The organism is Streptomyces sp. NPDC029674 (assembly GCF_044903205.1).
Classification (GTDB): Bacteria; Actinomycetota; Actinomycetes; order Streptomycetales; family Streptomycetaceae; genus Streptomyces.
In genome coordinates, this window is sequence record NZ_JBJDPY010000003.1 from 290,053 (window position 1) to 314,264 (window position 24,212).

A 24,212-nucleotide genomic window follows, 5' to 3' on the forward strand; every position below is an offset into this window, starting at 1 on the left:
GGTGTCCTCTATGGAGGCGCGCGGTGTCGGTATGCGCGGCGCGGTGCCGTCGGGCCCGGTGCGGTCGGGTTCGGTGCGGTCGGGCTCGTCGTGGGGCTCGGGGCGGTCGGCGCCGGTCACAGCGCCGCTCCGGGGCCGGACGAGCGGGTGGGGGCGTCGTTGGCCGTGGAGAGCAGTTGCAGGCCCAGGCGGAGCCTGCGGCGGGCCTCGTCCTCGGTGACGCCGAGGTCGGCCGCCGTCTGGCGGTAGTCGCGGCGCTGGAAGTAGGCGAGCTCCAGGGCGGCCCGGAGCGGGGTGGGCATGGCCGTGACGATGTAGTCCGCGCGGGCCGCGGCGGAGGCCCGGCGGACCTTGCGCTCCAGGTCCTCCCTGGTGCCCTCGCCGCCGCGCGCGAGGGCGGCGGACTCGGTCTGGCGGAGCCGGCGGACGGCCTGCTGGTGGGTGAGGGTGGCGATCCAGGAGCGCAGGGGGCCCTGCCGCGGGTCGTACGCGTCGGGGTTCTCCCAGACGTGGCCGAAGACCTCGCGGGTGACGCGGTCGGCGGCGGCCACGTCGCCGAGGACGCGGTGCGCGAGGCCGTGCACGAGCGAGGCGAAGCGGTCGTAGAGCTCTCCCAGCGCGGCGGCTTCTCCGTGCGCGAGCCGCTGTTGCATCCGGCGGTCCCAGCGCCGCGGCGCGTCCTTCGGCATGCGGCCCCCTCGTGCGCTTGCCCTGTGCTGCCTACTCGAACGGTACTTCGAGTTCCCTGCTCCTGGTGCTGTCGCTCCCTCGAATGTAGTCGGCGCCGCTGACGAACCACTCTTGATTGCGGCAAAGCCCGCTCCCCGGTGGAGGCCGGATGATATTGACGGTGGCCTGCTGGTGTTTCATGGAGGGACGGATGGGGCAGCCGAAGCTGAACGAAACGTAAGGACTGCTTCCGGATCACTCCGCGACGGCGGGGCAGGTGAGGGCGAGCGAGAGGCGTGGCGCGTGACGCTCAAGGTGACAGTGGCCGAGCAGGCGGGCTGGGCCGTGCTGTGCGTCTCCGGTGAGATGGACCTGATGACCTCGCCGATGGTCCGCCAGCGCGTGCACGACGCCGTGGCCGACGGCCGCCGCCGTATCGTGCTCGACCTCTCCGAAGTGCTGTTCTGCGACTCCAGCGGCGTCGGTGTGCTGATCGCCACCCGGCGGCTGATCCGTTCCTTCCAGGGCCGGCTGCGGCTGATACTGCCCGCCCAGGGCGCCGAGGACGGCTCGCACGTCAACCGGGTCCTCGCGGCGCTCGGCGTGCGCAGGCTCTTCGAGGTCTTCCCGGACGTGCCGGCGGCGCTGGACGACGGGGCTACACCGCTCTCCGCCTAGCACGCGGGGCCTGTGGGCCTGTTCTACACGTGCCGCTTCGCGATCGCCACGAAGGAGTTGATGGCGTCGCGCGAGACGCGGCGCCGCTCGGCGAGCTCGTCGCGGTCGTCGGCCCTGTGCACCTCGGCGACGTGGTCGAGGGTCTCCCACGCGAGCCGTACGAGGTCGTCGTCGCTGGTGAGCAACTGCACGCGGAACAGCGCCTCCTGGGCCTCGGACCGCATCTCGTACGAGCGGAAGCGGGACTCCTCGCTCTCTTCGTGCCGGTTCTCCGCCCTGCTGAACCAGCGGTCGACCAGTATCCGCCGGTAGTTGACCAGCGCGCCCGCGTACGCGCAGTACGCGTCGATCCGTTCCTGCCGCAGCTTCTCGCCCCGCGTGAACCGCTCCGTCCGTTCGATCGCCCTCCGCTGGAAGGAGTGGGTGATCCCCGCACCCAGCAGGGTTCCGAGGACCGCTATGACACTCGCCGCTACCGCTTCCACGCAGGACAGTGCAGCACATCACTCCCGTGGCACGCTCTTGTCCCGGAATTCCGGCGGTCTTGACACAAGCGACGCTTTCCCGCCCCCCGGTGGCCTGCGAGGACGTACGCTCGCTGCCGGGGACACACCCCCTGAGCACGCACCCAACCGCGGAAGTGAGGCGGCCCGAAGATCATGGACAGTGCCGAGTACGAGCGTAGGATCGCGGCCCGGTTCGCCACCTTCGACCAGGACGGCAACGGCTACATCTCCCGTGAGGACTTCAGCACGGCGGCGGCGGCCCTGTGCACGGAGTTCGACGCGACGGCGCGGTCCGAGAAGGGGCAGGCCCTCTACATCGGGGCCGAGGCTTTCTGGCAGGGCATGGCCGGGATCGCGGACCGCGACGGCGACCAGCGCATCACCCGCGACGAGTTCGTGGGCGGCGCGGTGAAGCGGCTGCGGGACAACCCGGACCGGTTCGCCGAGATCGCCCGGCCGTTCCTGCACGCGGCGATCGACGTCGCCGACGGTGACGCGGATGCCGCGGTGACCCCCGTGGAGGCCAAGCGCGCGCTCAAGGCGCTGGGCGTGCCCGAGGAGATCGCCGAGGGCGTCGCGGCCGCCCTGGACGTGGACCACGACGGCCGGGTCTCGGAGCAGGAGATCGTGACGGCCTTCGCCCAGTACTTCACCGTCCCCGAGTGATCGCGGCGCCTCGGTAGGGTCACGCCCGGGAGCCGGAGAAGCGCTCCCGCAGCTTGTACTTGAGGACCTTGCGCAGCGTGTCGTTGCGGGGAAGCGCCTCGACCAGCTCCAGCTGCTCCGGCAGTTTGTAGGTGGCGAGGCCTTCCCCGCGCAGGTACGCGGTGACCGCCTCCAGCGACAACACACCCGTGCCTTCCCGCTGTTCGACCACCGCGCAGACCCGTTCGCCGCGCTCCGGGTCGGGCAGTCCGACGACCGCGGCCTCGCCCACGGCCGGGTGCTGGTGGAGCAGGTCCTCGATCTCCTTGGCGGAGATGTTCTCCCCCTTGCGGATGATGATGTCCTTCGCACGCCCGGTGAGGACCAGATGCCCGGTCTTCTTGAGGCGGCCGAGGTCCCCGGTGATGAGGAACCCGTCGGCGTCGAAGGCGTCCGCGCTCTGCGCCGGATCCACGTAGCCCTGGCAGACGGCCTCGCCGCGCAGCCGCACCTCGCCGTCCGTGTCGGGCGGCAGCACGGTGCCGTCCGCGTCGGTGATGCGGATCTCCATGCCCTCCGGAGGTAGCCCCTCGGTCGTCGCGAGGTTCTCCGCGGTGTCGTCCGGGGCGCCCATGGTGATCATCGGCACCTCGGTCATGCCGTACCCGTGCGTGAGTTGGCAGCCCATCTCGCGTACGACGGCGTAATAGATCTCCGGCGGCTTCGGTGCCCCGCCGCCCGCGAGGAGGCGCAGGGTCGGGATGACCTTCCGTCCCTCCGGCATCCGGCGCTGTTCGGTGAGGAACATGGAGTAGAACGCCGTCGACCCGCCCGCCACGGTCACGCCGTGCCGCCGGTAGCCGTCGAGCGCGGCGGGCAGCGCGAAGTGCTCGAACATCACCGCGGGGAAACCGTAGAGCAGCAGCATCACGGTGTAGTCGGGGCCCGCGATGTGCGCGAAGGGGAACGCCATCGAGCCGACGTCCGACGCCGTCAGCCGCAGCGCGTGGGCCAGGCACGAGCCGCCCGCGATGAGGGAACGGTCCGTGTGCAGCACGCCCTTGGGGTCGGACGTGGTGCCCGACGTCCAGTAGATCCAGCGCACCGACGTGCCGTCGGAGGGCGGCGGGGGCAGCACGGCGGGGTCGGCCTCGGGCAGCGACTCGTACGCCTCGAACACCTCGATGTCGTGGCCCGTGCGGAGCCTGCGCGCCATCTCCGTGTGGTCGAAGCCGCGCCAGACGCCCGGCACGGCGAAGAACTCGGCCTTCGACTCCCGCAGGGCGAAGCCGACTTCGCGGTCGCGGTGGAAGGGGATGACGGGCGACTGGACGGCGCCGAGCCGGGCGAGCGCGAAGGACAGCACGGCCGTCTCGATGCGGGTGGGCAGCTGCCAGGCGACGACCGTGCCGGGCCGCACGCCCCTCTCGTACAGCCCGGCGGCGACGCGCTCGGCGCGGTCCCGCAGCTCACCGAAGGTGAGCGTGCGGTCGTCCGCGGGATCGTCGGCGGCCTGGATGAGGACGGGCCTGTCGGGGGTGAGGGCGGCGCGGCGCGCGACCAGCTCCCAGAGGGTGCGGGACGCGCCCAGTTCGTAGGCGGCCTTGTTCTCCTCGTACGCGGTCTCGTTCTCCGAGGTCCTCATGCGATCCCCTCCCGGCCGACGGGTCCGACTCGCTGAACTGACGGTCAGTCAGATGCTGCCGAGAGCGTAGGCCCCGGCGCCTTGTCGGTCCAGGGGCGCGGGGCTAGCCTGCCGTCTGACGGAGCGTCAGCTCGCGTATCGGACACGTAGGAGCCGCATGGACCTCACGTACACCGACGAGGAGGAAGCCTTCCGGGCCGGGCTGCGCGAGTGGCTCACGGCGGTGCTGCCGAAGCTCCCCGCCAAGCCCTCCCCCCACGACTGGCCGGGCCGCCGCGCCTACGACACCGCATGGCAGCGCATGCTGTACGACGCGGGCTACGGAGAGGTCCACTGGGACGCCTCCCCGACGCAGCGGCTCATCTTCCTGGAGGAGACGGAGAAGGCGGGCGCCCCCTACGTGGGGGCCAACTTCGTGGGCCTCCTGCACGCCGGTCCGACCATCGCCTCCGAAGGCACGCCCGCACAGCGCGAGCGGTGGCTGCCGCCCGTCCTGCGCGGCGACGAGGTGTGGTGCCAGGGGTTCAGCGAACCCGACGCCGGGTCCGACCTCGCGTCGCTGCGCACGCGCGCGTGGCGCGACGGCGACCACTACGTAGTGAGCGGGTCCAAGATCTGGACCTCCCACGCCGAGGTCGCCGACTGGTGCGAGCTCCTGGTGCGCACGGCACCGGTCAGCGAGACCGTGCCCAAGCACCGGGGCATCACCTGGCTCGCGATGCCGATGGACGCGCCCGGCATCACCGTGCGCCCGCTGCGCACCCTCGCCGGGTCCACCGAGTTCGCGGAGATGTTCCTCGACGAGGTGCGGATACCGGTGGCCAACCGCGTCGGCGACGAGAACGACGGCTGGCGCGTGACGATGGTGACCCTCTCCTACGAGCGCGGCACCGCCTTCGTGGGGGAGGTGGTGGCCTGCCGGCGCGTCCTCGGCGAGCTGGCCCGCGAGGCCCGCGCGAACGGCCGCTGGGACGACCCGGCGCTGCGCCGCAGGCTCGGACGCCTGAGCGCGGAGTTCGCCGGGCTGTGGCGGCTCACGCAGTGGAACGTGAGCGAGGCGCAGCGCACGGGCGGGGTGCCGGGCGTGGGCGGCTCGGTCTTCAAGCTGCGCTACTCGCACGCACGCCAGGAGCTGTACGACGCCGCCGCCGAGGTCCTCGGCGCGGGCGCCCTCGACCTCGGGCACGAGTGGACCCTCGACCGCCTCTCCTCGCTCTCGTACACGATCGCCGCGGGGACCTCTCAGATCCAGCAGAACATCGTGGCCGAGCGGATCCTCGGCCTGCCGAAGGGGCGGTGAGCGTCCGCGTGGACTTCCAACTGAGCGACGAACAGCGCGCGTTGCGGGACGGCATGCGGCAGCTGCTCCAGGGACGGTTCTCCCTGCGTGACGCCATGGCTCACGGCCTGACGGCCCGTGTCGACCGAGTGCTCTGGCGCGACCTTGGGCGGGCCGGGTTCTTCGCGCTGGCCCTGCCCGAGGCGGAGGGCGGGGTCGGACTGGGGCTCCCGGAGGCCGTGTTGATCTTCGAGGAGGCGGGGCGGGCCCTGCTGCCGGGGCCCGCGGTGGCGTCGTTCCTCGCGGCCGGGGTCGTGCCGGGCGCCGCGACGGGGGAGGCCGTGGTGACCGCGGTCGACGGCTCGCTGGTGCCGTGGCTTGACGAGGCGGACGTGGTGCGGGGCGACGTGACGGACGCGGTGCCGCTGCGCTCCGTCGACCCGCTGACGCCGCTGCACCGGGTGCCGCCCGCCGGAAGCCTCACCCGGGGAGCCCTCCTCTACGCCGCCGAACAGCTCGGCAGCGCCACCCGCAGCTGCGAGACGGCCGTCCAACACGCCCGGCGCCGTGAGCAGTTCGGCCGGCCCATCGGCGCCTTCCAGGCGGTGAAACACCTGTGCGCACAGATGCTCGTACGGTCCGAACTGGCCCGCGCCGCCGTGTACGCGGCGGCCGTCACCGGGGACACGCTGGACGCGTCGGCCGCCAAGCTGCTCGCCGACGACGCGGCCGTGCGCAACGCGCGCGACTGCCTCCAGGTGCACGGCGGCATGGGGTTCACCTGGGAGGCAGAGGTGCATCTGCACCTCAAGCGGGCCTGGGTGCGGGCCGAGCTGGGGCGGTCGGCGCGGGACGCCGAGGAGGAGCTGGCCGAGGCGCTCTGAGGGGCCGCCCCAAAAAATTGGTCTGCCCGATATAAGGGGTTTTCGGAGGTTGTTGTGTGCGGCTGGGCCCGCTCGCGCGGAGACTACTGAGCGTCGATATCGGGTTGTGTCCTACGCGTGACTCGTCACGGCATGGAGTCGGTGTCCGGCTCGGGTACCTTGTGTGAGATGCGAGTGGTTCAGAGGCCGAGCCATGCCGGTGCTGCCCATGTGGCGGCGCCGCACCCGGCAATGCGCGCCGCTCGCAGGACAGGGCGGGGCGATGCCACCGCCTGTTCGACCCCCCGCGGCGCGCGTCGCACAGTATGCAGCACGCGTACTCCTTCGCGCTGGAATATGCCCGAAGCGCTTGTTGGGGTGACTGAACGTCAATCATGCTGTCTCCCAAGGGGATCACGTTCGGTGACCCTGTGGAGTCGCGAGGCGATGTGTCCGCCGGTTCGGATGGTGTGAGCGGTGCAGGTGCTTCAAGTTCAGCTGGAGGTCGGGGCCGACCCCGCAGAAGTGGGACGGGCCAGGCGTTGGGCCCGTTCACGACTGGCGGGCTCCGGGATAGAAGCCGATGAGCCAGTGGCCGAGACCCTGATCCTGTTGATCTCGGAGCTCGTCACCAACGCCGTCGTGCACACGGGCTGCCCGGCCGTGCTGCGCATGCTGCTTCCGGGCGGCCCGGCCGACGAGACAGGCCCGGACGTGCCGGGGACGGTCCGGGTCGAGGTGGCGGACATGAGCGCCCGGCCACCGGCGCAGCGGCACGCGGACGGTGACGACACCAACGGCCGCGGCCTGGAGCTCGTCGACGGCCTCGCCGACCGCTGGGGCTGGCAGCCGGAGGGCTCGGGCAAGAGCATCTGGTGCGAGGTGGACCGGTGCGAGCCCGGTGTCGCGGCGGTCGCGTTCGAGGGGACGACCCACGACGGGGCGGCCTACGACGCGAGGGCCTACGACACGACGACCTGTGACGTCCAGGCCCACGACGCGGCACCCTGCGTGGCGCGGGCCTACGACGCGACGCCGCACGGCGTCACGGCGTGTGACGGGGCCGGGGCCGTCTACGGCGCGAAGGCCTACGGCGGGACGGTCTACAACAGGACGGCCTACGGCGACGCCGACATCGCCTACGAGGCGGTCTGAGCCGGGCCCTGAGCCCGTATGCGCCGTCCTGTGCCACGGTGCGCGCGCCTGTGCGCGGGTGTGACAAAAGGGGCATACCTCACTAATCCCCGAGCGGGTGTTGACGTGCGGTGTCCGATTGATCACGCTTGTGTGCAGCGATTCGCTGCGAGGGGACGTCGAGGGTGCCCAGTGACGGGGGTCCTCGACGAAGTGTGGGTCGCGCTTTCGGCGTCAGTCCCTTCGTGGCCGCAGAGGACGGGACCGAGTGCCGGAGCCGGACGGTGGCGTGCGCGGCGGCGCGCTCGGGGCGGAAGCCGACGCGCCGCCGTCCGGGGCGGGTGCGGTGTTCGCGGTGCGGTTCTTGGTGACGCGTGGTGCGTTCAGAGCACGGCGACCGGCGCCACCGGAGTGCCCGTCCCGCCGACGAACGGCTCGGGCATCGCCGAGAGCAGGAACGTGTAGCGGGAAACTTGTGCACAGGCTGTGGACAAGTTCTCCAGATTCCAGTTCTGACCCTGGAGCATCCCCATCTCGACCAGGTGGAGCGCGTGCACGGGCAGCCACAGGTTCTCGGTCTCCGGCGGGAAGATCTCGAAGGTGAGGGTGTCGTTGGCGACCGCCGCCACGTCCCGCGCGTGGAACCACTCGGGCGTACGCACCGAAAGCCCCGGTGAGGGATAGCCGTACGCGTGCTTGTCGCCCGCCAGGTAGACCTGGATCTGTCCCGTGCGTACGAGCACGATGTCGCCCGCCCGGACCGTGACGCCCCCGAACTCCGCCGCCTCGTCCAGGTCTTCGGGTGTGACGGCGTGATCGCCGGGCAGCCGGTCGAGCCCCTTGGCGCGCGCGACGTCGAGCAGGACGCCGCGCGAGACGATGTGCGGGACCTTGTCGATGCCGCTGAACCGGGCGCGGGTGTGGGCGGTGATGCTCGTCGCGGGACGGCCGTTGTAGATCTTTCCCGAGTGCGACACGTGGGTGAGGGCGTCCCAGTGCGTGGCCGTCTGCAGGCCCATCGTCACCGCGTCGTCGCTGGTGGCGACCGTGCCGGGGCCGAACAGCTCCTGGTTGATCTGCACCATGGTGTGCAGCGGGTTCACGCGGCCGGGGATCAGGCCCGTCTGTACGCCGTCCTCCTTGAGCGGCAGCGCGAGCGCGACGCGGCGCCCGGAGCGGATCTCGCCGGCGGCCGCGCGGACGACGTCGTCGGTGACGAGGTTGAGCGTGCCGACCTCGTCGTCGGCGCCCCAACGCCCCCAGTTGTTCACGCGCTTGGCGATGTCGTGGAACTCCGGGGGCAGTGACATGGGCCCTCCCTGGGTCTTGTCTTCCGCCGTCTGACGGGCCATAAAATCTAACGGGTCGTCAGAAACCTCGGGAAGGGGCCGGCGTGGGGAACTTCTTGGCAGGCAAGGTGGTGGCCGTGACCGGCGCCGGACGCGGCATCGGCAGGGCCGTCGCGCTCGCCGCGGCGGCCGAGGGGGCGAAGGTCGTCGTCAACGACTACGGCGTCTCCGTGGCGGGCGGCGAGCCGACCAGCGAGGTGGCCGACGCCGTGGTCAAGGAGATCCAGGCGCTGGGCGGGGACGCCGTCGCCGTCGCCGACGACATCTCGACCATGGCGGGCGGCCAGCGGATCGTCGACGTCGCCCTCGCCGAGTACGGGCGCGTCGACGGAGTGGTGTGCGTCGCCGGCATCCTGCGCGAACGGATGCTGTTCAACATGTCCGAGGAGGAGTGGGACCCGGTCGTCGCCACCCACCTGAAAGGCACCTTCACCGTCTTCCGCGCCGCGTCGGCCGTGATGCGGAAGCAGGGCTCGGGCACCCTGATCGGCTTCACCAGCGGCAACCACCAGGGGTCCGTCGCGCAGGCCAACTACAGCGCCGCGAAGGGCGGGATCATCTCGCTGGTGCGCAGCGCCGCGCTGGGGCTCCACAAGTACGGGGTGACGGCCAACGCGGTCGCACCCGTCGCGCGTACGCGGATGTCCGCGAACGTACCGATGGAGCTGAAGGAGATCGGCGAGCCGGAGGACGTCGCCGCGCTGGTCGTGTATCTGCTGAGCGACCGGGCGCGCGAGGAGGAGATCACCGGGCAGGTCTACACGATCGCCGGGCCCAAGATCGCCGTATGGGCGCAGCCGCGCGAGCTGCGCGCCGGGTACGCCGACGGGGCGTGGACCCCGGAGAAGATCGCGGACTTCCTGCCGGGGACGGTGGGCACGGACCCGATGCCGTTGCTGGCGCAGTTGGAGGCGATGGCGAAGGCGGCGGCTAAGGCGGCGGCTGGTCGGGAACGGCCGGACGCGTAGGCGGGCGGGGCTGTGGATTTCGGGTTCGGTCCCGAGGACGAGGAATTCCGTGCGGAGGCGCGGACCTGGCTCGCGGAGCATCTGACCGGTGGGTTCGCCGATGTGGCGGGGAGTGGCGGGCCCGGCAGTGAGCACGAGGACGGGGCGGTGCGGCGTGCCTGGGAGCGGGAGTTGGGGAAGGGGGGATGGATCGGGCTCGGGTGGGGGCCGACCTCGTACGGAAATCGGGAAGCCACGCTGACCCAGCAGGTCGTCTGGGCCGAGGAGTACGCGCGCGTGCGGGCGCCCGGCCGCTACGGACACATCGGCGAGAACCTCCTCGCGCCGACGCTCCTCGCGTACGGCAGCCGGGAGCAGCAGGACGAGTTCCTGCCGCCCATCGCACGCGGCGAGACCCTGTGGTGCCAGGGGTACAGCGAGCCGGGCGCCGGGTCCGACCTCGCCGGACTGCGGACGGGCGCGGTGCGGGACGGCGACGGCACGTACCGGATCACGGGCCAGAAGGTGTGGACGTCACTCGCCCACGAGGCCGACTGGTGCTTCGTCCTCGCGCGTACGGAGGAGGGCTCCCGGGGACCGGGGCTGGGGCGGGGGCACCACGGGCTGTCGTTCCTGCTGGTGCCGATGGACCAGCCGGGACGGATCGAGGTCCGCCCCATCCGCCAGCTGACCGGCACGAGCGAGTTCAACGAAGTCTTCTTCGACGGCGCACGCGTGCGTGCCGCCCATGTGGTGGGCGGCGAGGGCAACGGCTGGCGGGTCGCCATGGGGCTGCTCGGCTTCGAGCGCGGCGTCTCCACGCTCGTGCAGCAGATCGGCTTCGCGGAGGAACTCGCGGGCGTGGTCCGCGACGCCGTCTCCTCCGGGGCGGTACGGGACCCGGTGCTGCGGGACCGGCTTGTGCGGCAGTGGGCGGGGTTACGGGTGATGCGGTGGAACGCGTTGCGGACGTTGGGGGGTGCTGGTGGGGGCGCGGGGGCGGCCAGCGTGGCCAAGTTGCTGTGGGGTGGGTGGCATCAGCGGCTCGGGGAGCTGGCGATGGAGGTGCGGGGGGCTGCGGCCGCCGTCGGACCGGAGGCCTGGTCCCCGACCACTCCGTACGAACTCGACTCCACGCAGCGCCTCTTCCTCTTCACCCGGGCCGACACCATCTACGGCGGCTCGGACGAGATCCAGCGGAACATCATCGCCGAGCGGGTGCTCGGTCTGCCGAGAGAGGCCAAGGGGTCTCGGTGAGGGGTGCGCGATGAGGGGCGTTGTCTTCGACGGGAAGCAGGCCGAGGTCGTCGACGACCTGGAGATACGGGCGCCGGGGCCGGGGGAGGTGCTGGTCACGGTGGGGGCGGCCGGACTGTGCCACAGCGACCTCTCGGTGATCGACGGAACCATCCCCTTCCCGGTGCCGGTGGTGCTCGGGCACGAGGGGGCCGGGGTCGTCGAGGCGGTGGGGGCAGGGGTCACGCATGTGGCGCCCGGGGACCATGTGGCGCTCTCCACCATCGCCAACTGCGGTACGTGCGGCGAGTGTCACCGGGGCCGGCCCACGATGTGCCGACGGGCCATCGGCATGCCGGACCAGCCGTTCTCCCGGGGCGGCACCCCCGTGTACCAGTTCGCGGCGAACTCCGCCTTCGCGGAACGCACCGTCGTCAAGGCGGTACAGGCCGTCAAGATCCCGGACGACATCCCGCTGACCTCGGCGGCGCTGATCGGGTGCGCGGTGGTGACGGGCGTGGGGGCGGTCCTCAACCGGGCGCGGGTCGGGCGGGGCGACACGGTGGTGGTGATCGGCGCGGGCGGGATCGGGCTCAACGTGCTGCAGGGCGCGCGGATCGCCGGGGCGGCGACGATCGTCGCGGTCGACGCGAATCCGGAGAAGGAGGCGGTGGCGCGGCGCTTCGGCGCGACGCACTTCCTCTCCTCTACGGAGGGGGTGCGCGACATACTGCCGCCCGGGGCCGACCACGCCTTCGAGTGCGTGGGCCGCGTGGAGCTCGTCCGCGAGGCGGTCGACCTCCTGGACCGGCACGGTCAGGCCGTCCTGCTCGGCATGCCGACCGCCACGGCCGAGGCGTCCTTCGTCGTCTCCTCGATGTTCCTCGACAAGTCGATCCTCGGCTGCCGGTACGGGAGTTCGCGCCCCCAGCGCGATTTCGCTCTGTACGCGGATCTGTACCGGACCGGCCACCTGCTCCTGGACGAGTTGGTGACGGCGACGTATGCCCTGGAGGACTTCGATAAGGCGGTTGCGGATGCGGGGGCGGGGAGGGTGGCTCGGGGGGTGCTTACGTTCTGAGGGGTCTGGCGGGGCGCGCCTATTGCCCGTCTGTGGGGCGGGGGCGCGGGGGTATGTGCGTACTCGCTATCCCTGCGTCACGCCTCAAGTCCAAAGACGCCAGAGTTCGCTCGGTGCTCCGTTCGCACATACCCCCACACCCCCTCGCGAGCGCGTGCGCCTGCGACCCGGTGGGGGCTCCCGTCCTTGCCCCTACCTGGCAGCTGCGTCGCGGGGCGCACGGGCGGGTGGGTGGGATGCATCCGCCGCGAAGCGGCGGGTCTGTTCTGGCCTGAGGGAGTTGGGCATTCAGAGGCGGGGGACGGAAAATGGGGCGCCCCGACGGAGCGGGGTGGTTAGCGTCGGGGGATGGGGTATCGGGAGGTTGTTTCGGGGGGCGTCGCGCGGTGGGGGATCGTGGCGGTGGGCGCCAGGATGCCCGTGGCGGCCGCGCCGCTCGCCCTCGTGTTTCTGGTGAGGGAGCGCCCGGGCGGCTACACCCTGGGCGCGGCCCTCGCCGCCGCGTACGTCGTGGGCGAGATCGTCGGCGCCCCGCTGCTCGGGATGCGGATGAGGCCGGAGAGGGCGCGCCCACAGCTCGCTGTGGGACTCGCCGTGGGGGCGCTCGCCTTCGCGGGCCTTGGCGCCCTGCCGGGCACGCACCCCGTCGTACTGGGGGGACTCGCCTTCCTGGCGGGTGCCGGACCCGCCGCCGCGCCGGGCGGCCTGCGCGCGCTGCTGACGAGTCTCGTGCCGGAGAAGGCCGTCGCCCAGGCGCTGGCGCTCGAGTCGATGCTGACCTTCGGGATCTGGGCGGTCGCGCCCGCCGCCGTGACGGGCCTTGCGCTGGGCGTGGACCCGGCCCTGCCGTTGCTGGGGGCCGGGCTGCTGATGGCCGCCTCGGTGGCGGGCCTGTGGATGCTGCCCGCGGGGTGGGAGTCGGACGCGGGAGACCGGGGCGGCGAGTCGATGGCGCGGATCCTCGTGCGGGCCTGGCCGGTCTTCGTGACGGGCGCGGCGAGTCTGTCGATGCTGGCGCTCGCGGAGCTGCTGCTGCCCGCGCTGCTCGAGCAGCGCGGGATCGCCGTCGGCTGGGCGGGCCCGCTGCTGGTGGTGCTCGCGGTGGGGTCGGCCGGCGGGTCGTTCGTGTACGGGCTGCGGCGGTGGCCGGGGCGGTTGCGGACGCAGAGCGCGGTGCTGATGTCGGGGCTCTGCGGGTGCCTGGCTCTGGTGGCCGTGGTGCCGGGTGTGTGGTGGATGTTCGGTGTTCTGGGGGCCGCCGGGGTGTTGCAGGCGGGCGCCATGCTCACCCGGAACCTGTCGCTGCGCGAGCTGCTGCCGCCCAGCGCCCTGGCCGCGGGCTATTCGGTGATGTACGCGGCCGTGGGCGCCGGTTACGCGGCGAGCGGCTCGCTGGCCGGCGGGCTGCTGAGCGTCGTCTCGCCGTCGACGGCGATCCTGGCGGGCGTGGCGCTCGGCGTCGTACTGACGTTGGTCGGTGTGCTGGGGGAGGCCAAGCCCGTGGCGGGGCGCGGGAGTTCAGCCCGTGATGACGTGGCGGAACGTGCGGCGGTATGCGGTGGGGGTGACTCCGAGCGCGGCCTGTAGGTGCTGCCGCATCGACTGGGCCGTGCCGAATCCGGCGTCCCGCGCCACCTGGTCGACGGAGAGTTCGGTGGATTCCAGGAGGTGGCGGGCCCGCTCCACGCGTTGCTGGGTGAGCCACTGGCCGGGGCTGATGCCGACCTCCTCACGGAACCGCCGGGTGAACGTGCGGACCGACATCGACTCCTGCTCGGCCATGTCGCGTAGTTGCAGCGGCTGGTCGAGACGGCCGAGCGCCCAGGCCCGCGCCGTCCGCGTCGTCGCCAACTGCGGGTCGGGGAGCGGCCGGTGGATGTACTGGGCCTGGCCGCCGTCGCGGTGGGGCGGTACGACGGTGCGGCGGGCCACCTCGTTGGCGACCGCGGTGCCGTGGTCCCGGCGTACGACATGGAGGCACAGGTCGATGCCCGAGGCCACGCCCGCCGACGTCAGGATGTCGCCGTCGTCGATGAACAGCACGTCCGCGTCGACGTCGACCTTGGGGAAGAGCTGCTGGAAGTGGTCGGCCGACGACCAGTGTGTGGTCGCGGGGCGGCCGTCGAGGAGGCCTGCGGCGGCCAGGATGTAGCCGCCCGTGCAGATGGAGACCAGCCGTGTGCCGGGCCGGATGTGGGCGAGGGCGGCGGCGAGTTCTTCGGTGAGGCGGCCCTCTTCGTAGACGGGGCCCAGTTCGTACGACGCCGGGATCACGACGGTGTCGGCGGTGGCCAGCGCCTCCGGGCCGTGTTCGACGAGGATCGCGAAGTCGGCGTCCGTGCGGATCGGGCCGGGCGGGCGGACCGAGCAGGTCACGACGTCGTACAGGCGCCGCATCTCCGGGGTGCGCGCGCCCTTGAAGATCCGCTGCGGGATGCCCAGTTCGAAGGGGATCACGCCGTCCAGGGCGAGAACGACGACGCGGTGCCGGTCCTGGGGAGCGTCGGTGGCGGTGGCGGTCTCCGGTGCGTGGGCCATGGCCCGATCCTAGCGAACGCTGTCCCTCGGGCCACTCGTTCGGGACGGACCACTCTCGGATCCTGAATGACGTGACCCAGACAACCGAGACGCCCGCGCGGAGCACCCCGCCGAGCAGCACGCCCCGGCGTCGTACCCCTCGTATCCACCGCGCGTGGTTCGTCGCCGCCGTCACCTTCGTGACGATCATCGGCGCCGCCGCCTTCCGCTCGCTGCCCGGTCTCCTCTTCGATCCGCTGAACGACGAATTCGGCTGGTCGCGAGGCACGGTCGGGCTCGCGGTCTCACTCAACCTCGCGCTCTACGGACTCACCGCGCCGTTCGCCGCCGCGCTCATGGACCGCTACGGCATCCGCAAGGTCGTCGCGGTCGCGCTGGTCGTAATCGCGTGCGGGTCGGGTCTGACCGTGTGGATGGACTCCGCCTGGCAGCTGCTGCTCTGCTGGGGCCTGCTCGTCGGGCTCGGCTCGGGCTCGATGGCGCTCGCCTTCGCCGCCACCGTCACCAACCGGTGGTTCACCGAACGGCGCGGTCTGGTCACCGGTATCCTCACCGCCGCCTCCGCGTCCGGCCAGTTGATCTTCCTGCCGCTCCTCTCCTGGATCGTCGAGACGCACGAGTGGCGGCCCGCCACCGTCACGGTCTCGCTCGCGGCCCTGGTGGTCGTCCCCTTCGTATGGCTGCTGCTCAGGGACCACCCGGCCGACGTCGGCCTGAAGCCCTACGGCTCGGACGAGTTCGTGCCCAAGCCCGCGCCCGTCCCCGGAGCGGCGCGGCGCGCGGTCACCGTCCTCTTCAAGGCCGCCCGCACGGGCCCCTTCTGGCTGCTCGCGGGCACCTTCGCGATCTGCGGCGCCTCGACGAACGGCCTCATCCAGACCCACTTCGTGCCCGCCGCGCACGACCACCACATGCCCGTCACGGCCGCCGCATCGCTGCTCGCGGTCATCGGCGTCTTCGACATCATCGGGACCGTCGCGTCGGGCTGGTTCACGGACCGCTTCGACGCGCGGCGGCTGCTCGCCGTCTACTACGCGCTGCGCGGCGGCTCGCTGCTCTTCCTGCCGATCCTGCTCGCGCCCACCGTCCACCCGCCGATGATCTTCTTCATCGTCTTCTACGGCCTGGACTGGGTCGCCACCGTCCCGCCGACCCTCGCCCTCTGCCGCGAGCAGTACGGCGACGACAGCGCGATCGTCTTCGGCTGGGTCCTCGCCTCACACCAGGTGGGCGCCGCCCTGGTCGCGTTCCTCGGGGGCGTGGCGCGGGACGCCTTCGGCTCGTACGACGTGGTCTGGTACGCCTCGGGGGCGCTGTGCGCGGCGGCGGCGCTGATGGCGCTGGTGATCCGGCGCCGCGACTCGGAGCAGTCGGTTCCGGCTATCAGCGGGTGAAGCGGCCGAACGCCCCCCGGTGGAACAGCAGCGGGTCGGCGTCGTCCTCGGTCGCGCCGAGCGCGTCCACCCTGCCCACCACGATGAGGTGGTCGCCACCGGTGTGCACGGCCTGGATCGTGCAGTCGACCCAGGCCGGCGCCCCGGCGAGGCGCGGGGAGCCGGAGACCGGCGCCGCGTCGTACGCCACCCCGGCGAACTTGTCGGCGCCGCTCACCGCGAAGGCGCGGCACAGGTCGCCCTGGTCGGCGCCGAGGATGTTGACGCAGAAGACGCCCGCGCGCGCGATGCGCGGCCACGTCGTCGACGTACGCGCCACCATGAAGGAGACCAGGGGCGGGTCGAGGGAGAGGGAGGCGAAGGACTGGCAGGCGAAGCCGGCGGGGCCCGCGCCTTCCCCGGCGTCTCCCGCGGGCGGGGCCGTGATCACGGTGACGCCCGTCGCGAAGTTCCCCAGCACGCGCCGGAATTCGCCCCGGTCGAGCGGCGCCCGCTCGTCGTCGCCGACCGCTCGCAGCTGAGGGCGGGGCAGTGCCTGCGGTGGTGTGTCCACGGAAGCCGTAGTGGTGCGGGCCCCGACCGACCTGAGGTATCGAACAGCGGTGGCCGCCATCCCTGCGTGTCCCATCACACCGACCATTGAAGCTGACGGGGCGTCAGATGTGAAGAGGTCAGCGGCCCTGGTACGCCGGGGTGCGGCGGGTGACGAAGCTCGTGACGCCCTCGTTCGCGTCCGCCGTGGTCATGTTGATCTCCTGGGCCGCCGCCTCCGCCGCGAACGCCGTCGCGCGGTCCGACTCCAGTGACGCGTTGACCAGTTGCTTGGTCATGGCGAGCGCGCGGGTCGGCCCGGCCGCGAGCCGCTCCGCCCACTCCCGTGCGGTCTTCGCCAGCTCGTCGGCCGGTACGACGCGGTTGACGAGCCCCATCCGTTCGGCGTCGGCGGCGGACACGGAGTCCCCGAAGAACATCAGCTCCTTGGCTCGCTGCGGCCCGATGAGGCGGGGCAGCAGGTAGGCGCCGCCGCCGTCCGGTACCAGGCCGCGGCGCACGAACACCTCGATGAACCTGGCCGGTTCGGCCGCGATGACCAGGTCGCAGGCGAACGCCAGGTGGGCGCCGATGCCCGCCGCCGTGCCGTTCACCGCGGCGATCACCGGCTTCTCGCAGTCGAGGACCGCCGCGATCAGCCGCTGGGCGCCCTGCCGGATGGTGCGGGCGACGTCACCGGGCACGCGTTCGCCCGGGTCGACGGATGCGCCGCGCAGGTCGGCGCCCGCGCAGAACCCCTTGCCGGTCGCGGTGATCACGACGGCCCGTACGGCGGGGTCGCCGGACGCCTCGCCGAGCAGCGTGATGACGCGTTCGCGCTGGTCGGGGGTGAGGGCGTTCATGGCTTCGGGCCGGTTCAGCGTGATCCACGAGACGGCTTTGTCAGTGGTGTGCCGTATCAATGAGTCGAGGGGTTCGTGGGGGGCGTCGTGGGGATCGGCGTCCGGTCGGTCGCGGGGTTCGGGGGAGGCTGTCATGGGGGAGTGGCTCCGTTTCGTACGGGGGCGGGCGCGGGGGCGGATGCGGGGATGGGTGCGGGCGTGGGTGCGGGCGTGGGTACGCCGTAGGTCACCGGCAGACGGCGAGCGCGTCGAGGGCGACAGCCCCTTGCCCGCGCGGCAGCACCATCAGGGGGTTGATGTCGAGCTCCGCGAGGTCGTCGCCGAGTTCCAGCGCCATCCGCTCGACGCGCAGCACGACTTCGACGAGCGCGTCGACGTCGGCGGGCGCCGCCCCCCTGACCCCGTCGAGGAGCGCGCGCCCGCGCAGCTCGGACAGCATCGCCTTCGCCTGGTACTCGCCGAAGGGCGGCACCCGCACGGCCGCGTCCCGCAGCACCTCGACGAGCACGCCGCCGAGCCCGACCGTCACGGTCGGCCCGAAGAGCGCGTCGTGCGTGACGCCGACGACCATCTCGACGCCCGGCTCGACCATCTGGCAGACCAGGATGCCGTCCAGCGCGACGCCTTCGTAGCGGGCGATGTCCGTGAGCTCCCGGTAGGCGTCCCGCACCTGGCTCGCCGAGGTCAGGCCGATCTTCACCAGGCCCAGCTCGGTCTTGTGCGCGAGCTGCGGCCCCGACGCCTTCATGACGACGGGATAGCCGACGAGTCCGGCCGCCCGGACGGCCGCCGCCGCGCTGGTCACCAGCTGCTCCCGCGGCACCCGGATGCCGTACGCGCGCAGCAGCTGCTTCGCCGCGTGCTCGCTGAGCTGCTGGCCGGGCCGCATCAGGGCCTGTGCCTTGCGGAAGGAGGGCGAAGGGGTGCGGGGCGCCTCGTCGAAGGGGGAGCGGTAGCCGGTCGTGAAGCGGTGGTGGTCCAGATGCGCGCGCACCGCCGTGATGCAGTTGGCGAAGGTGCGGAAGGTGGCAACGCGCGAGGAGCCGAGGAGCGTCGTGCGATAGGCGTCCTCGGTGCCGACGGGCGAGCCCCACACCACGCACACCAGTTTGTCCGTCTGCTCCGCCGCGTCCACCAGGTCCTGCGCGAGCTTGTCGCTCATCGGCGGGAAGGGGCCCGTGATCGGGCAGATCAACACCCCCACCTGAGGGTCGTCGAGGATCGCGTCGATGATTCTGCGGCCGCGCCAGTCGCCGACGGGGTGGCCGCCGTTGTCGATGGGGTTGGCGACGTTCAGGTACTCGGGTATCCACTGGTGGAGCTCCGCCTGCTTGGCCTCGGAGAGCGTGGGCAGGGAGAGTCCGGCCTCCGTCGCCAGGTCCGAGAAGTGCGCGCCCGTGCCGCCCGAGATCGAATAGACGGCGACGCCGTCGGCCGCGGGCGGGCGGGCCCGCGCCAACAGTGCCGCGGTGTCCTGGAGTTCGTCGAGCCCGTCGACGCGGACCACGCCGAACTGCCGCATCGCCGCGTCCACCACCGCGTCGGCGCCGGTCAGCTTGCCGGTGTGTGAGGCGGCCGTGCGGGCGCCGGTCTCGGTGCGGCCGACTTTCACGGCGACGACGGGCACGCCGCGCCGGGCTGCCCGGTCGGCGGCGAGCAGGAAGGCGCGGCCGTCCTTGAGGCCCTCGACGTAGCAGGCGATGGCGCCGACCTCGGGCCGTTCGGCGAAGTAGGAGATGAAGTCGGAGGTCTCCAGGTCGGCTTCGTTGCCGGTGGGCGCCCAGTGGGAGAGGCGTACGCCGAGCTCCTGCATGGCGAAGACGGGCCGGCCCTGGTGGCCGGACTGGGTGATGAGCGCGATGGCGGGTCCTTCGAGGTCTGCACGGAAGTGCTCGAAGGCGTTGAGGTTGGTGTTGGGTCCGAGCAGTCTCAGGCCCGAGCGCTGGACGGCGGCGGCGAGGCGGGCCTGGGCGGCAGCCCCCTCCTCGCCGGTCTCGGCGAACCCGGAGGCGAAGGCGACGGCGAACCGCACCTTCTCCTCGGCCAGCTGCTCGATGACGGGCAGCGGGTCGCCGACGAGGAGCACGGCCAGGTCGACCTGTTCGGGCAGGTCCGCGACGGAAGGGAAGCAGGGGATGCCGAAGACGGACTGACGCGTGGGGTGCACGGGGTGCAGGCGCGCGCCGACCCGCTCCGCCCAGGCGATGAGCTGGCGGGTGATGCCGGTGTTGGGCCGGCCCTCGGCGTCCGAGGCGCCGACGACGGCGACGGAGTTCGGGCGGAAGAAGCGGTCCAGGTCCGGTACGCCGGAGTACAGCGGGCGACCGCTGACGTCCAGGTCGTCCGCCGTGACGGCTCTGCCGTGGACGGCGCCGGGTGGGAGTTCGCCGCAGGCCACGACGTGGGCGCGGCGGGGGTCGGTGGTGAAGGTGCCGTGAGTCGATCCAAGCATCGGTCCGCCCGCTCCCTGTGTGACAGCACGTGTCTGGCGCCTTGCCCGGCGCCTTTTATCTGACGCCCAGTCAGGTTACTGAACTGACGGCGTGTCAGGAACGGGGTTGCGTGCAAAGCCTCGGGCGGCTGCGGGTGCGGTACTTGTCTGCTCAGCTGTACGCGTCTACGGAAGCGCAGAATCCGCACGGTGCCAAGGTCGCGAATCGGCCTCGGGCCCCGTTGGTGGTGGGGGCGTTCTTTGGGTGCGGGCTGGTTTGTGGCTGGGCGCGCAGTTCCCCGCGCCCCTGAAGGCGCCCTTCGGGCGGCCTTCCCGGTTGTTCTTTGGGTGCGGGCTGGTTCGTGGCTGGGCGCGCAGTTCCCCGCGCCCCTGGGAGGCGCCCTTCGGGCGGCCTCCCCCTACCGCTGGCAGCCTCCCCCTGCCGCTGGCGGCCTGCCCCCTACCGTTGGCGGGCTATCGCCTTGGCGATCCTTTCCGCGTCTCGGGACAGTTCGCGGAGCATGCCGCTGATGGGGTTCGTGAAGCCGGTGAAGTACAGGTCGGGGGCCTGGCGGGCGGTGCGGGGGCCGTGGGGGGTCGGGTGGCCGCGTGTGTCCAGTACGTCGAGGGGGCCGACCAGGTCATCGAGGGCTCGGCGGTAGCCCGTGGCGGCGATTACGACGTCCGGGGCGATACGGGTGCCGTCGGTGAGGGTGACCTTGTCGGGCTCGAAGGATTCCACGGCGGCGACCGGTTCGACGCGGCCCTTGCGGACGGCGTCGATCAGGCCGACGTCCTGCACCGGGATCGAGCCCTGTTTCACTCGCGAGTACAGGCCGGTGTCGGGGCGTGGGAGCCCGTGTGCGGAGAGGTCGGGGACGCCGGCTCGGGTGACGGGGCGGGCCAGGCGGTCGACCAGGGCGACCGGCAGCCTCCGGCACAGGATCGCCGTGCGCTGGGCGGGCCACCCCGCCGTGGTGCGGCGCACGATGTGCGGGGCGGTGCGGACGGCGAGGCGGACCCGGGAGGCGCCGCCCTCGGCCAGGTCGACGGCGATCTCGGCGCCGGTGTTGCCGACGCCGACGACCAGGACGTCCTTGTCGGCGTAGGGGCGGGCGTTGCGGTAGTCGGCGGCGTGCAGGAGTTCGCCGGTGTAGGAGGCGCGGCCGGGCCAGTCCGGCAGGTGGGGGGTGTGGTTGTAGCCGGTGGCGACCACCACCGAGCTGCCGGTGAGTTCGCGTCCGCCGGTGGCGTGCAGCAGCCAGCCCGTGTCGTCGGCGGTGCGCTCCAGGCGGGTCACCTCGACGCCCGTGACGATGTCGAGGCGGTGGTGCTCGGCGTACTTCTCCAGGTAGCGGACGACGTTGTCGCGCGAGACCCAGCGGCCGAACGACCGGGGTATTGGGAGTCCGGGCAGGGCGGAGAGGCGGCGCGTGGTGTGGAGGTGGAGGCGGTCGTAGTGGGCGCGCCAGGAGGCGCCGACGCGTTCGGACTTCTCCAGGACGACCGCGCGGACGTCGCGTGCGCGCAGGGCCGCCGCGACGGCGAGGCCGCCGGGTCCGCCACCGATGACGTACACCGGGCGGTCCTGGCGGAGCGTGAGCGGAGGGGTGGAGTCGGCCATGACTGGAGAGTAACCGCGTGATTACTTGATGGGTGACGGTCAAGTCCGAAACCCATTGCGAATCGATCACGGGGTGGTGGGGGGAGGGTGGGGGAGGGTGAAGGGCGGCAGGGAGTGGGTAACTGACGTACCGTCAGGTGAGTGAGCCGTCGGCTCGCACTCCGTCGACCGCGATCGGATACCTCTGATGAGCATGCGTACGGACCAGCGCGCCGCGCCGCGCTTCGATCTGCCCGAAGTCGATGCCTTCACCCGGCCCTACTGGGACGCGGCGGCCGAGGGACGGCTGCTGATCCGCCGGTGCGGGGCGTGCGGGGCGGCGCACCACTATCCCCGTGAGTTCTGCCCGCGCTGCTGGAGCGAGGACGTCACCTGGGAGCGGGCGAGCGGCCGGGCCACGCTCTACACGTGGTCGGTCGTGCACCGCAACGATCTGCCGCCGTTCGGCAGCCGCGTCCCCTATGTCGCCGCCGTCGTCGATTTGGCCGAAGGCCCCCGCATGATGACCGAGATCGTGGACTGCGAGGAGGGTGCGCTGCGGATCGGGATGCCGTTGGAGGTGACATTCCGTGACGCGGGGGAAGCGGGGGAAGCGGGGGAAGGGGTCTCGTTCGCGGTGTTTCGCGCCGCTGCGTCCCGCGTCCCGTCGTCCCGTCCGGCCGCCCCGGAATAGGGAGGCGGGCGACCGGCGCTCTGCGGGACCATCGTCCATGACTACAGAATCAGCACCGGAGGAACCGGGTGGTTCGTGGCAGTTGACCGACGACGTCGACCGCTTCATCGACCGTGGTGGACAGTTCCTGCGGGGCGATCCCGTCCTGCACACCGTCCTGCTCAGCGTCACCGACACCATGCGGGTGCACGGGCCCCGGGCGTACGGGGATGAGGCGCCCCTCTTCGGTACGTACGAGGGGGACGACGGCGTCGTCCGGGGGACCTTCATGTGGACGCCTCCGCATCGCCTGTACCTCGGGCCCCTCACCACCGAGGCCACCGACGCCCTCGCCCGGCGGCTCGCCGACGTCAGTCCGCGGCCGCACGGAGCCGGCGCCGACCGGGCCACCGTGGAGGCCTTCGCGCAGGCCTGGGGGAAGTGCACCGGGGCCCGCGCCACCCTCGTCATGCGGCAGCGCCTGTACCGGCTCGGCGACCTCACCCCGCCCGAGCCCGCGCCGCCGGGCCGCGCCCGCGTCGCCACCGAAGCGGACCGGGAACTGCTGGCCCGCTGGTACGAGGAGTTCGCCGCCGCGGCCGGCGAACGCATCGCGATGGACCCCTACGACTGGGCGGACGCCCGCCTCGCGTACGGAGGCGCCACCCTCTGGGAGACCCCCGACGGCACCCCCGTCGCCCTGGCCGGGGCCACCCGCCCCGTCGCGGGCCAGATCCGGGTCGCGCCGGTCTACACCCCCGCCCCCCTCCGCCGCCGCGGCTACGCGGGCGCCGCCACCGCCGCCGTCTCCCGCGCCGCCCTCGACGCGGGCGCGGCCGAGGTCCTGCTCTTCACGGACCTGGCCAACCCGACCAGCAACGGCCTCTACCAGCGCATCGGCTACCGCCCTGTCGCGGACTTCGCCCAGTACGACTTCACCGGCTGAGGTGGCCCCTGGCCGCCCGGGCCGCGCCCCGCACCGCCGCCGTCACGGCCACAACAGGTCCCTCGCCCATGCCGAGTCCGCCGCCTTCCGGTAGCGGAGCCGCAGGTGGCGGCGGTGCGCGTCACCCTGGAAGAACTCGGCTTCCACCGGGTCCAGTACGTAGAGCGTCCACGTCGGGGCGTCCGCGTCCGGCTCCGCCCGCGCGCGCTCCCACGCGGCCGTGGACGACCGTTCCAGCTCGCCGTACGACGGCAGGACCTCGCTCTGGCGGCCGACCAGCGCGGCGGCCAGCGCGCCGGTCGAACGGGCGTGGAGGTCGGCGAGGCTCTCGGCGTGCGGCGCCGTGGTGACCCGGCCCCTGACCCGGATCTGCCGCCCTTGCGCCGCCCAGTAGAAGTGCAGGGCGGCCTCGGGCCGTGCCGCGAGCTGGCGGCCCTTCGTGCTGCTCGCGTGCGTGGCGAAGTGCCAGCCGTGCTCGTCCGCGTCGTGCAGCATCACGGTCCGCACGTCGGGACCGCCGTCCTCCGCGACTGTCGCGAGCTGCATGGTGTGCGGCTCCGGCTGCCCGGCGGCCACCGCATCCGCGAACCACGCGTGGAAGAGGGGGAGTGGCGCGGCCGGGGCCTGCGCCGGGTCGAAGGCGGGGAGCTCGGTGTCCCACACCTTCTGGGACCGGAGCAGCGCACGGAAGGTCTCCTGGGAGACGGGGGGAGGAACGGGTGAGGTCATGCGCCGATTGTGGCGCGGGACGGCCGTCCCTCTCACTCCGCCCACTCCGGTGCCTCCGCGAACTGTGCCATCAGTACGCCGTGCAGCAGCTCCCCGTCCACGAACACCCCCAGCCGTGGCGGGCCGCACCGCCAGCTCAGCGGATAGGTGTTCCCGTACGGCGCCGGAACGCCGACGTACTGGTCCCGCGCGGCCGGCCCCAGACACGTCGCCCCCGGCGGCCACTCGAAGTCCTTGCTCGTCCCGGGCGCGAGCAGGAAGTAGTTCCAGCGGCCCCCCGACACCTCGCGGATGACCGGGCCCGGGTCACCCCCCGTGAGCGTGCCGAGGTGGTGCAGGACGGCCTCGCCGCGTACGCCTCTGACCCTGATGGCATCGAAGTGCACGCCCGTCAGTCGAAGTTGGAGGCCGGAGGCCGGTACCCAATCAGGGGTGAGTTCTCTCGTCATGACTACGAGGTTCGGGGTGACTG

General features: G+C 72.3%; 22 protein-coding genes and 1 pseudogene. 12 read left to right on the plus strand and 11 right to left on the minus strand.

The genetic code is table 11. From position 1 onward, the window contains the following. Positions 1–116: 116 nt before the first annotated feature. Positions 117–689, minus strand: a complete 573-nt coding sequence (locus ACI2L3_RS08750) for a sigma-70 family RNA polymerase sigma factor (RefSeq protein ID WP_404751594.1) — start codon at positions 687–689, stop codon at positions 117–119. Between the two features lie 283 nt (positions 690–972). On the opposite strand from ACI2L3_RS08750, the gene ACI2L3_RS08755 reads away from it, so the two are divergent. Then, positions 973–1,347: an STAS domain-containing protein gene (locus tag ACI2L3_RS08755; RefSeq protein ID WP_404751595.1), complete on the plus strand. Its 375-nt coding sequence runs from the start codon at positions 973–975 to the stop codon at positions 1,345–1,347. A gap of 23 nt (positions 1,348–1,370) precedes the next feature. On the opposite strand, the gene ACI2L3_RS08760 is transcribed toward ACI2L3_RS08755, so the two are convergent. Then, on the minus strand, positions 1,371–1,832 hold the full coding sequence (locus ACI2L3_RS08760) for a hypothetical protein (protein WP_404751596.1): 462 nt from the start codon (positions 1,830–1,832) through the stop codon (positions 1,371–1,373). 174 nt (positions 1,833–2,006) lie between these two features. On the opposite strand from ACI2L3_RS08760, the gene ACI2L3_RS08765 reads away from it, so the two are divergent. Then, complete coding sequence (locus tag ACI2L3_RS08765) at positions 2,007–2,519, plus strand: EF-hand domain-containing protein (RefSeq protein ID WP_404751597.1); 513 nt, start codon at positions 2,007–2,009, stop codon at positions 2,517–2,519. Positions 2,520–2,538: 19 nt separating this feature from the next. Here the strand turns inward: ACI2L3_RS08765 and ACI2L3_RS08770 are convergent, their stop codons facing one another. Further along, positions 2,539–4,143 carry an AMP-binding protein gene (locus tag ACI2L3_RS08770; protein WP_404751598.1) on the minus strand — a complete coding sequence of 535 codons (1,605 nt, stop codon included), beginning with the start codon at positions 4,141–4,143 and terminating at the stop codon, positions 2,539–2,541. A 157-nt stretch (positions 4,144–4,300) separates the two neighbouring features. Here ACI2L3_RS08770 and ACI2L3_RS08775 point away from each other — a divergent pair, with 157 nt between their 5' ends. From ACI2L3_RS08775 to ACI2L3_RS08785, 3 genes and pseudogenes are all read left to right on the plus strand, one after another. Then, on the plus strand, positions 4,301–5,443 hold the full coding sequence (locus ACI2L3_RS08775; RefSeq protein WP_404751599.1) for an acyl-CoA dehydrogenase family protein: 1,143 nt from the start codon (positions 4,301–4,303) through the stop codon (positions 5,441–5,443). A gap of 8 nt (positions 5,444–5,451) precedes the next feature. Continuing rightward, entirely contained in the window at positions 5,452–6,306 is an 855-nt protein-coding gene (locus tag ACI2L3_RS08780; RefSeq protein WP_404751922.1) for an acyl-CoA dehydrogenase family protein, read from the plus strand. Between the two features lie 456 nt (positions 6,307–6,762). Next, positions 6,763–7,185, plus strand: a pseudogene (locus ACI2L3_RS08785) (ATP-binding protein); the annotation flags it as partial. A gap of 617 nt (positions 7,186–7,802) precedes the next feature. Here ACI2L3_RS08785 and ACI2L3_RS08790 read toward each other — a convergent pair. Then, a complete protein-coding gene (locus tag ACI2L3_RS08790; RefSeq protein ID WP_404751600.1) occupies positions 7,803–8,729 on the minus strand; it encodes a cyclase family protein in 927 nt (308 codons plus the stop codon). An 83-nt stretch (positions 8,730–8,812) separates the two neighbouring features. Here ACI2L3_RS08790 and ACI2L3_RS08795 point away from each other — a divergent pair, with 83 nt between their 5' ends. From ACI2L3_RS08795 to ACI2L3_RS08810, 4 genes are all read left to right on the plus strand, one after another. Next, positions 8,813–9,736 carry an SDR family NAD(P)-dependent oxidoreductase gene (locus tag ACI2L3_RS08795; RefSeq protein WP_404751601.1) on the plus strand — a complete coding sequence of 308 codons (924 nt, stop codon included), beginning with the start codon at positions 8,813–8,815 and terminating at the stop codon, positions 9,734–9,736. A 12-nt stretch (positions 9,737–9,748) separates the two neighbouring features. Beyond that, the gene (locus ACI2L3_RS08800; protein WP_404751602.1) at positions 9,749–10,972 is read left to right on the plus strand and encodes an acyl-CoA dehydrogenase family protein; all 1,224 of its coding nucleotides are present in this window, start codon (positions 9,749–9,751) and stop codon (positions 10,970–10,972) included. Between the two features lie 10 nt (positions 10,973–10,982). After that, a complete protein-coding gene (locus ACI2L3_RS08805; protein ID WP_404751603.1) occupies positions 10,983–12,032 on the plus strand; it encodes a Zn-dependent alcohol dehydrogenase in 1,050 nt (349 codons plus the stop codon). 348 nt (positions 12,033–12,380) lie between these two features. Further along, positions 12,381–13,619: an MFS transporter gene (locus ACI2L3_RS08810; RefSeq protein ID WP_404751604.1), complete on the plus strand. Its 1,239-nt coding sequence runs from the start codon at positions 12,381–12,383 to the stop codon at positions 13,617–13,619. On the opposite strand, the gene ACI2L3_RS08815 is transcribed toward ACI2L3_RS08810, so the two are convergent. Then, positions 13,551–14,570 (minus strand): GlxA family transcriptional regulator, encoded by a 1,020-nt coding sequence (locus ACI2L3_RS08815; RefSeq protein WP_404751605.1) that lies wholly within the window; start codon positions 14,568–14,570, stop codon positions 13,551–13,553. The two genes, ACI2L3_RS08810 and ACI2L3_RS08815, sit on opposite strands and share 69 nt — an antisense overlap. Positions 14,571–14,641: 71 nt before the next feature. Between ACI2L3_RS08815 and ACI2L3_RS08820 the strand changes: the two genes are divergently transcribed. Continuing rightward, the gene (locus ACI2L3_RS08820; RefSeq protein ID WP_404751606.1) at positions 14,642–15,964 is read left to right on the plus strand and encodes an MFS transporter; all 1,323 of its coding nucleotides are present in this window, start codon (positions 14,642–14,644) and stop codon (positions 15,962–15,964) included. On the opposite strand, the gene ACI2L3_RS08825 is transcribed toward ACI2L3_RS08820, so the two are convergent. The 4 genes from ACI2L3_RS08825 to ACI2L3_RS08840 all read right to left on the minus strand — a co-directional run bounded on the left by ACI2L3_RS08825 (position 15,954) and on the right by ACI2L3_RS08840 (position 21,413). Further along, the gene (locus ACI2L3_RS08825) at positions 15,954–16,577 is read right to left on the minus strand and encodes a flavin reductase family protein (protein WP_404751923.1); all 624 of its coding nucleotides are present in this window, start codon (positions 16,575–16,577) and stop codon (positions 15,954–15,956) included. The two genes, ACI2L3_RS08820 and ACI2L3_RS08825, sit on opposite strands and share 11 nt — an antisense overlap. 58 nt (positions 16,578–16,635) lie before the next feature. Then, a complete protein-coding gene (locus ACI2L3_RS08830; RefSeq protein ID WP_404751607.1) occupies positions 16,636–17,493 on the minus strand; it encodes an enoyl-CoA hydratase/isomerase family protein in 858 nt (285 codons plus the stop codon). Positions 17,494–17,584: 91 nt separating this feature from the next. Then, on the minus strand, positions 17,585–19,810 hold the full coding sequence (locus tag ACI2L3_RS08835; RefSeq protein WP_404751608.1) for an acetate--CoA ligase family protein: 2,226 nt from the start codon (positions 19,808–19,810) through the stop codon (positions 17,585–17,587). Between the two features lie 439 nt (positions 19,811–20,249). Beyond that, complete coding sequence (locus ACI2L3_RS08840) at positions 20,250–21,413, minus strand: flavin-containing monooxygenase (RefSeq protein ID WP_404751609.1); 1,164 nt, start codon at positions 21,411–21,413, stop codon at positions 20,250–20,252. A 193-nt stretch (positions 21,414–21,606) separates the two neighbouring features. Here ACI2L3_RS08840 and ACI2L3_RS08845 point away from each other — a divergent pair, with 193 nt between their 5' ends. Together ACI2L3_RS08845 and ACI2L3_RS08850 are read left to right on the plus strand one after the other, a co-directional pair. Continuing rightward, positions 21,607–22,086: a Zn-ribbon domain-containing OB-fold protein gene (locus ACI2L3_RS08845; protein WP_404751924.1), complete on the plus strand. Its 480-nt coding sequence runs from the start codon at positions 21,607–21,609 to the stop codon at positions 22,084–22,086. A 37-nt stretch (positions 22,087–22,123) separates the two neighbouring features. Further along, complete coding sequence (locus ACI2L3_RS08850) at positions 22,124–23,011, plus strand: GNAT family N-acetyltransferase (RefSeq protein ID WP_404751610.1); 888 nt, start codon at positions 22,124–22,126, stop codon at positions 23,009–23,011. A 42-nt stretch (positions 23,012–23,053) separates the two neighbouring features. Here ACI2L3_RS08850 and ACI2L3_RS08855 read toward each other — a convergent pair whose 3' ends face one another. Beyond that, entirely contained in the window at positions 23,054–23,740 is a 687-nt protein-coding gene (locus ACI2L3_RS08855; protein ID WP_404751611.1) for a pyridoxal 5'-phosphate synthase, read from the minus strand. A gap of 32 nt (positions 23,741–23,772) precedes the next feature. Beyond that, on the minus strand, positions 23,773–24,189 hold the full coding sequence (locus tag ACI2L3_RS08860; protein WP_404751612.1) for a hypothetical protein: 417 nt from the start codon (positions 24,187–24,189) through the stop codon (positions 23,773–23,775). Positions 24,190–24,212 lie beyond the last annotated feature (23 nt).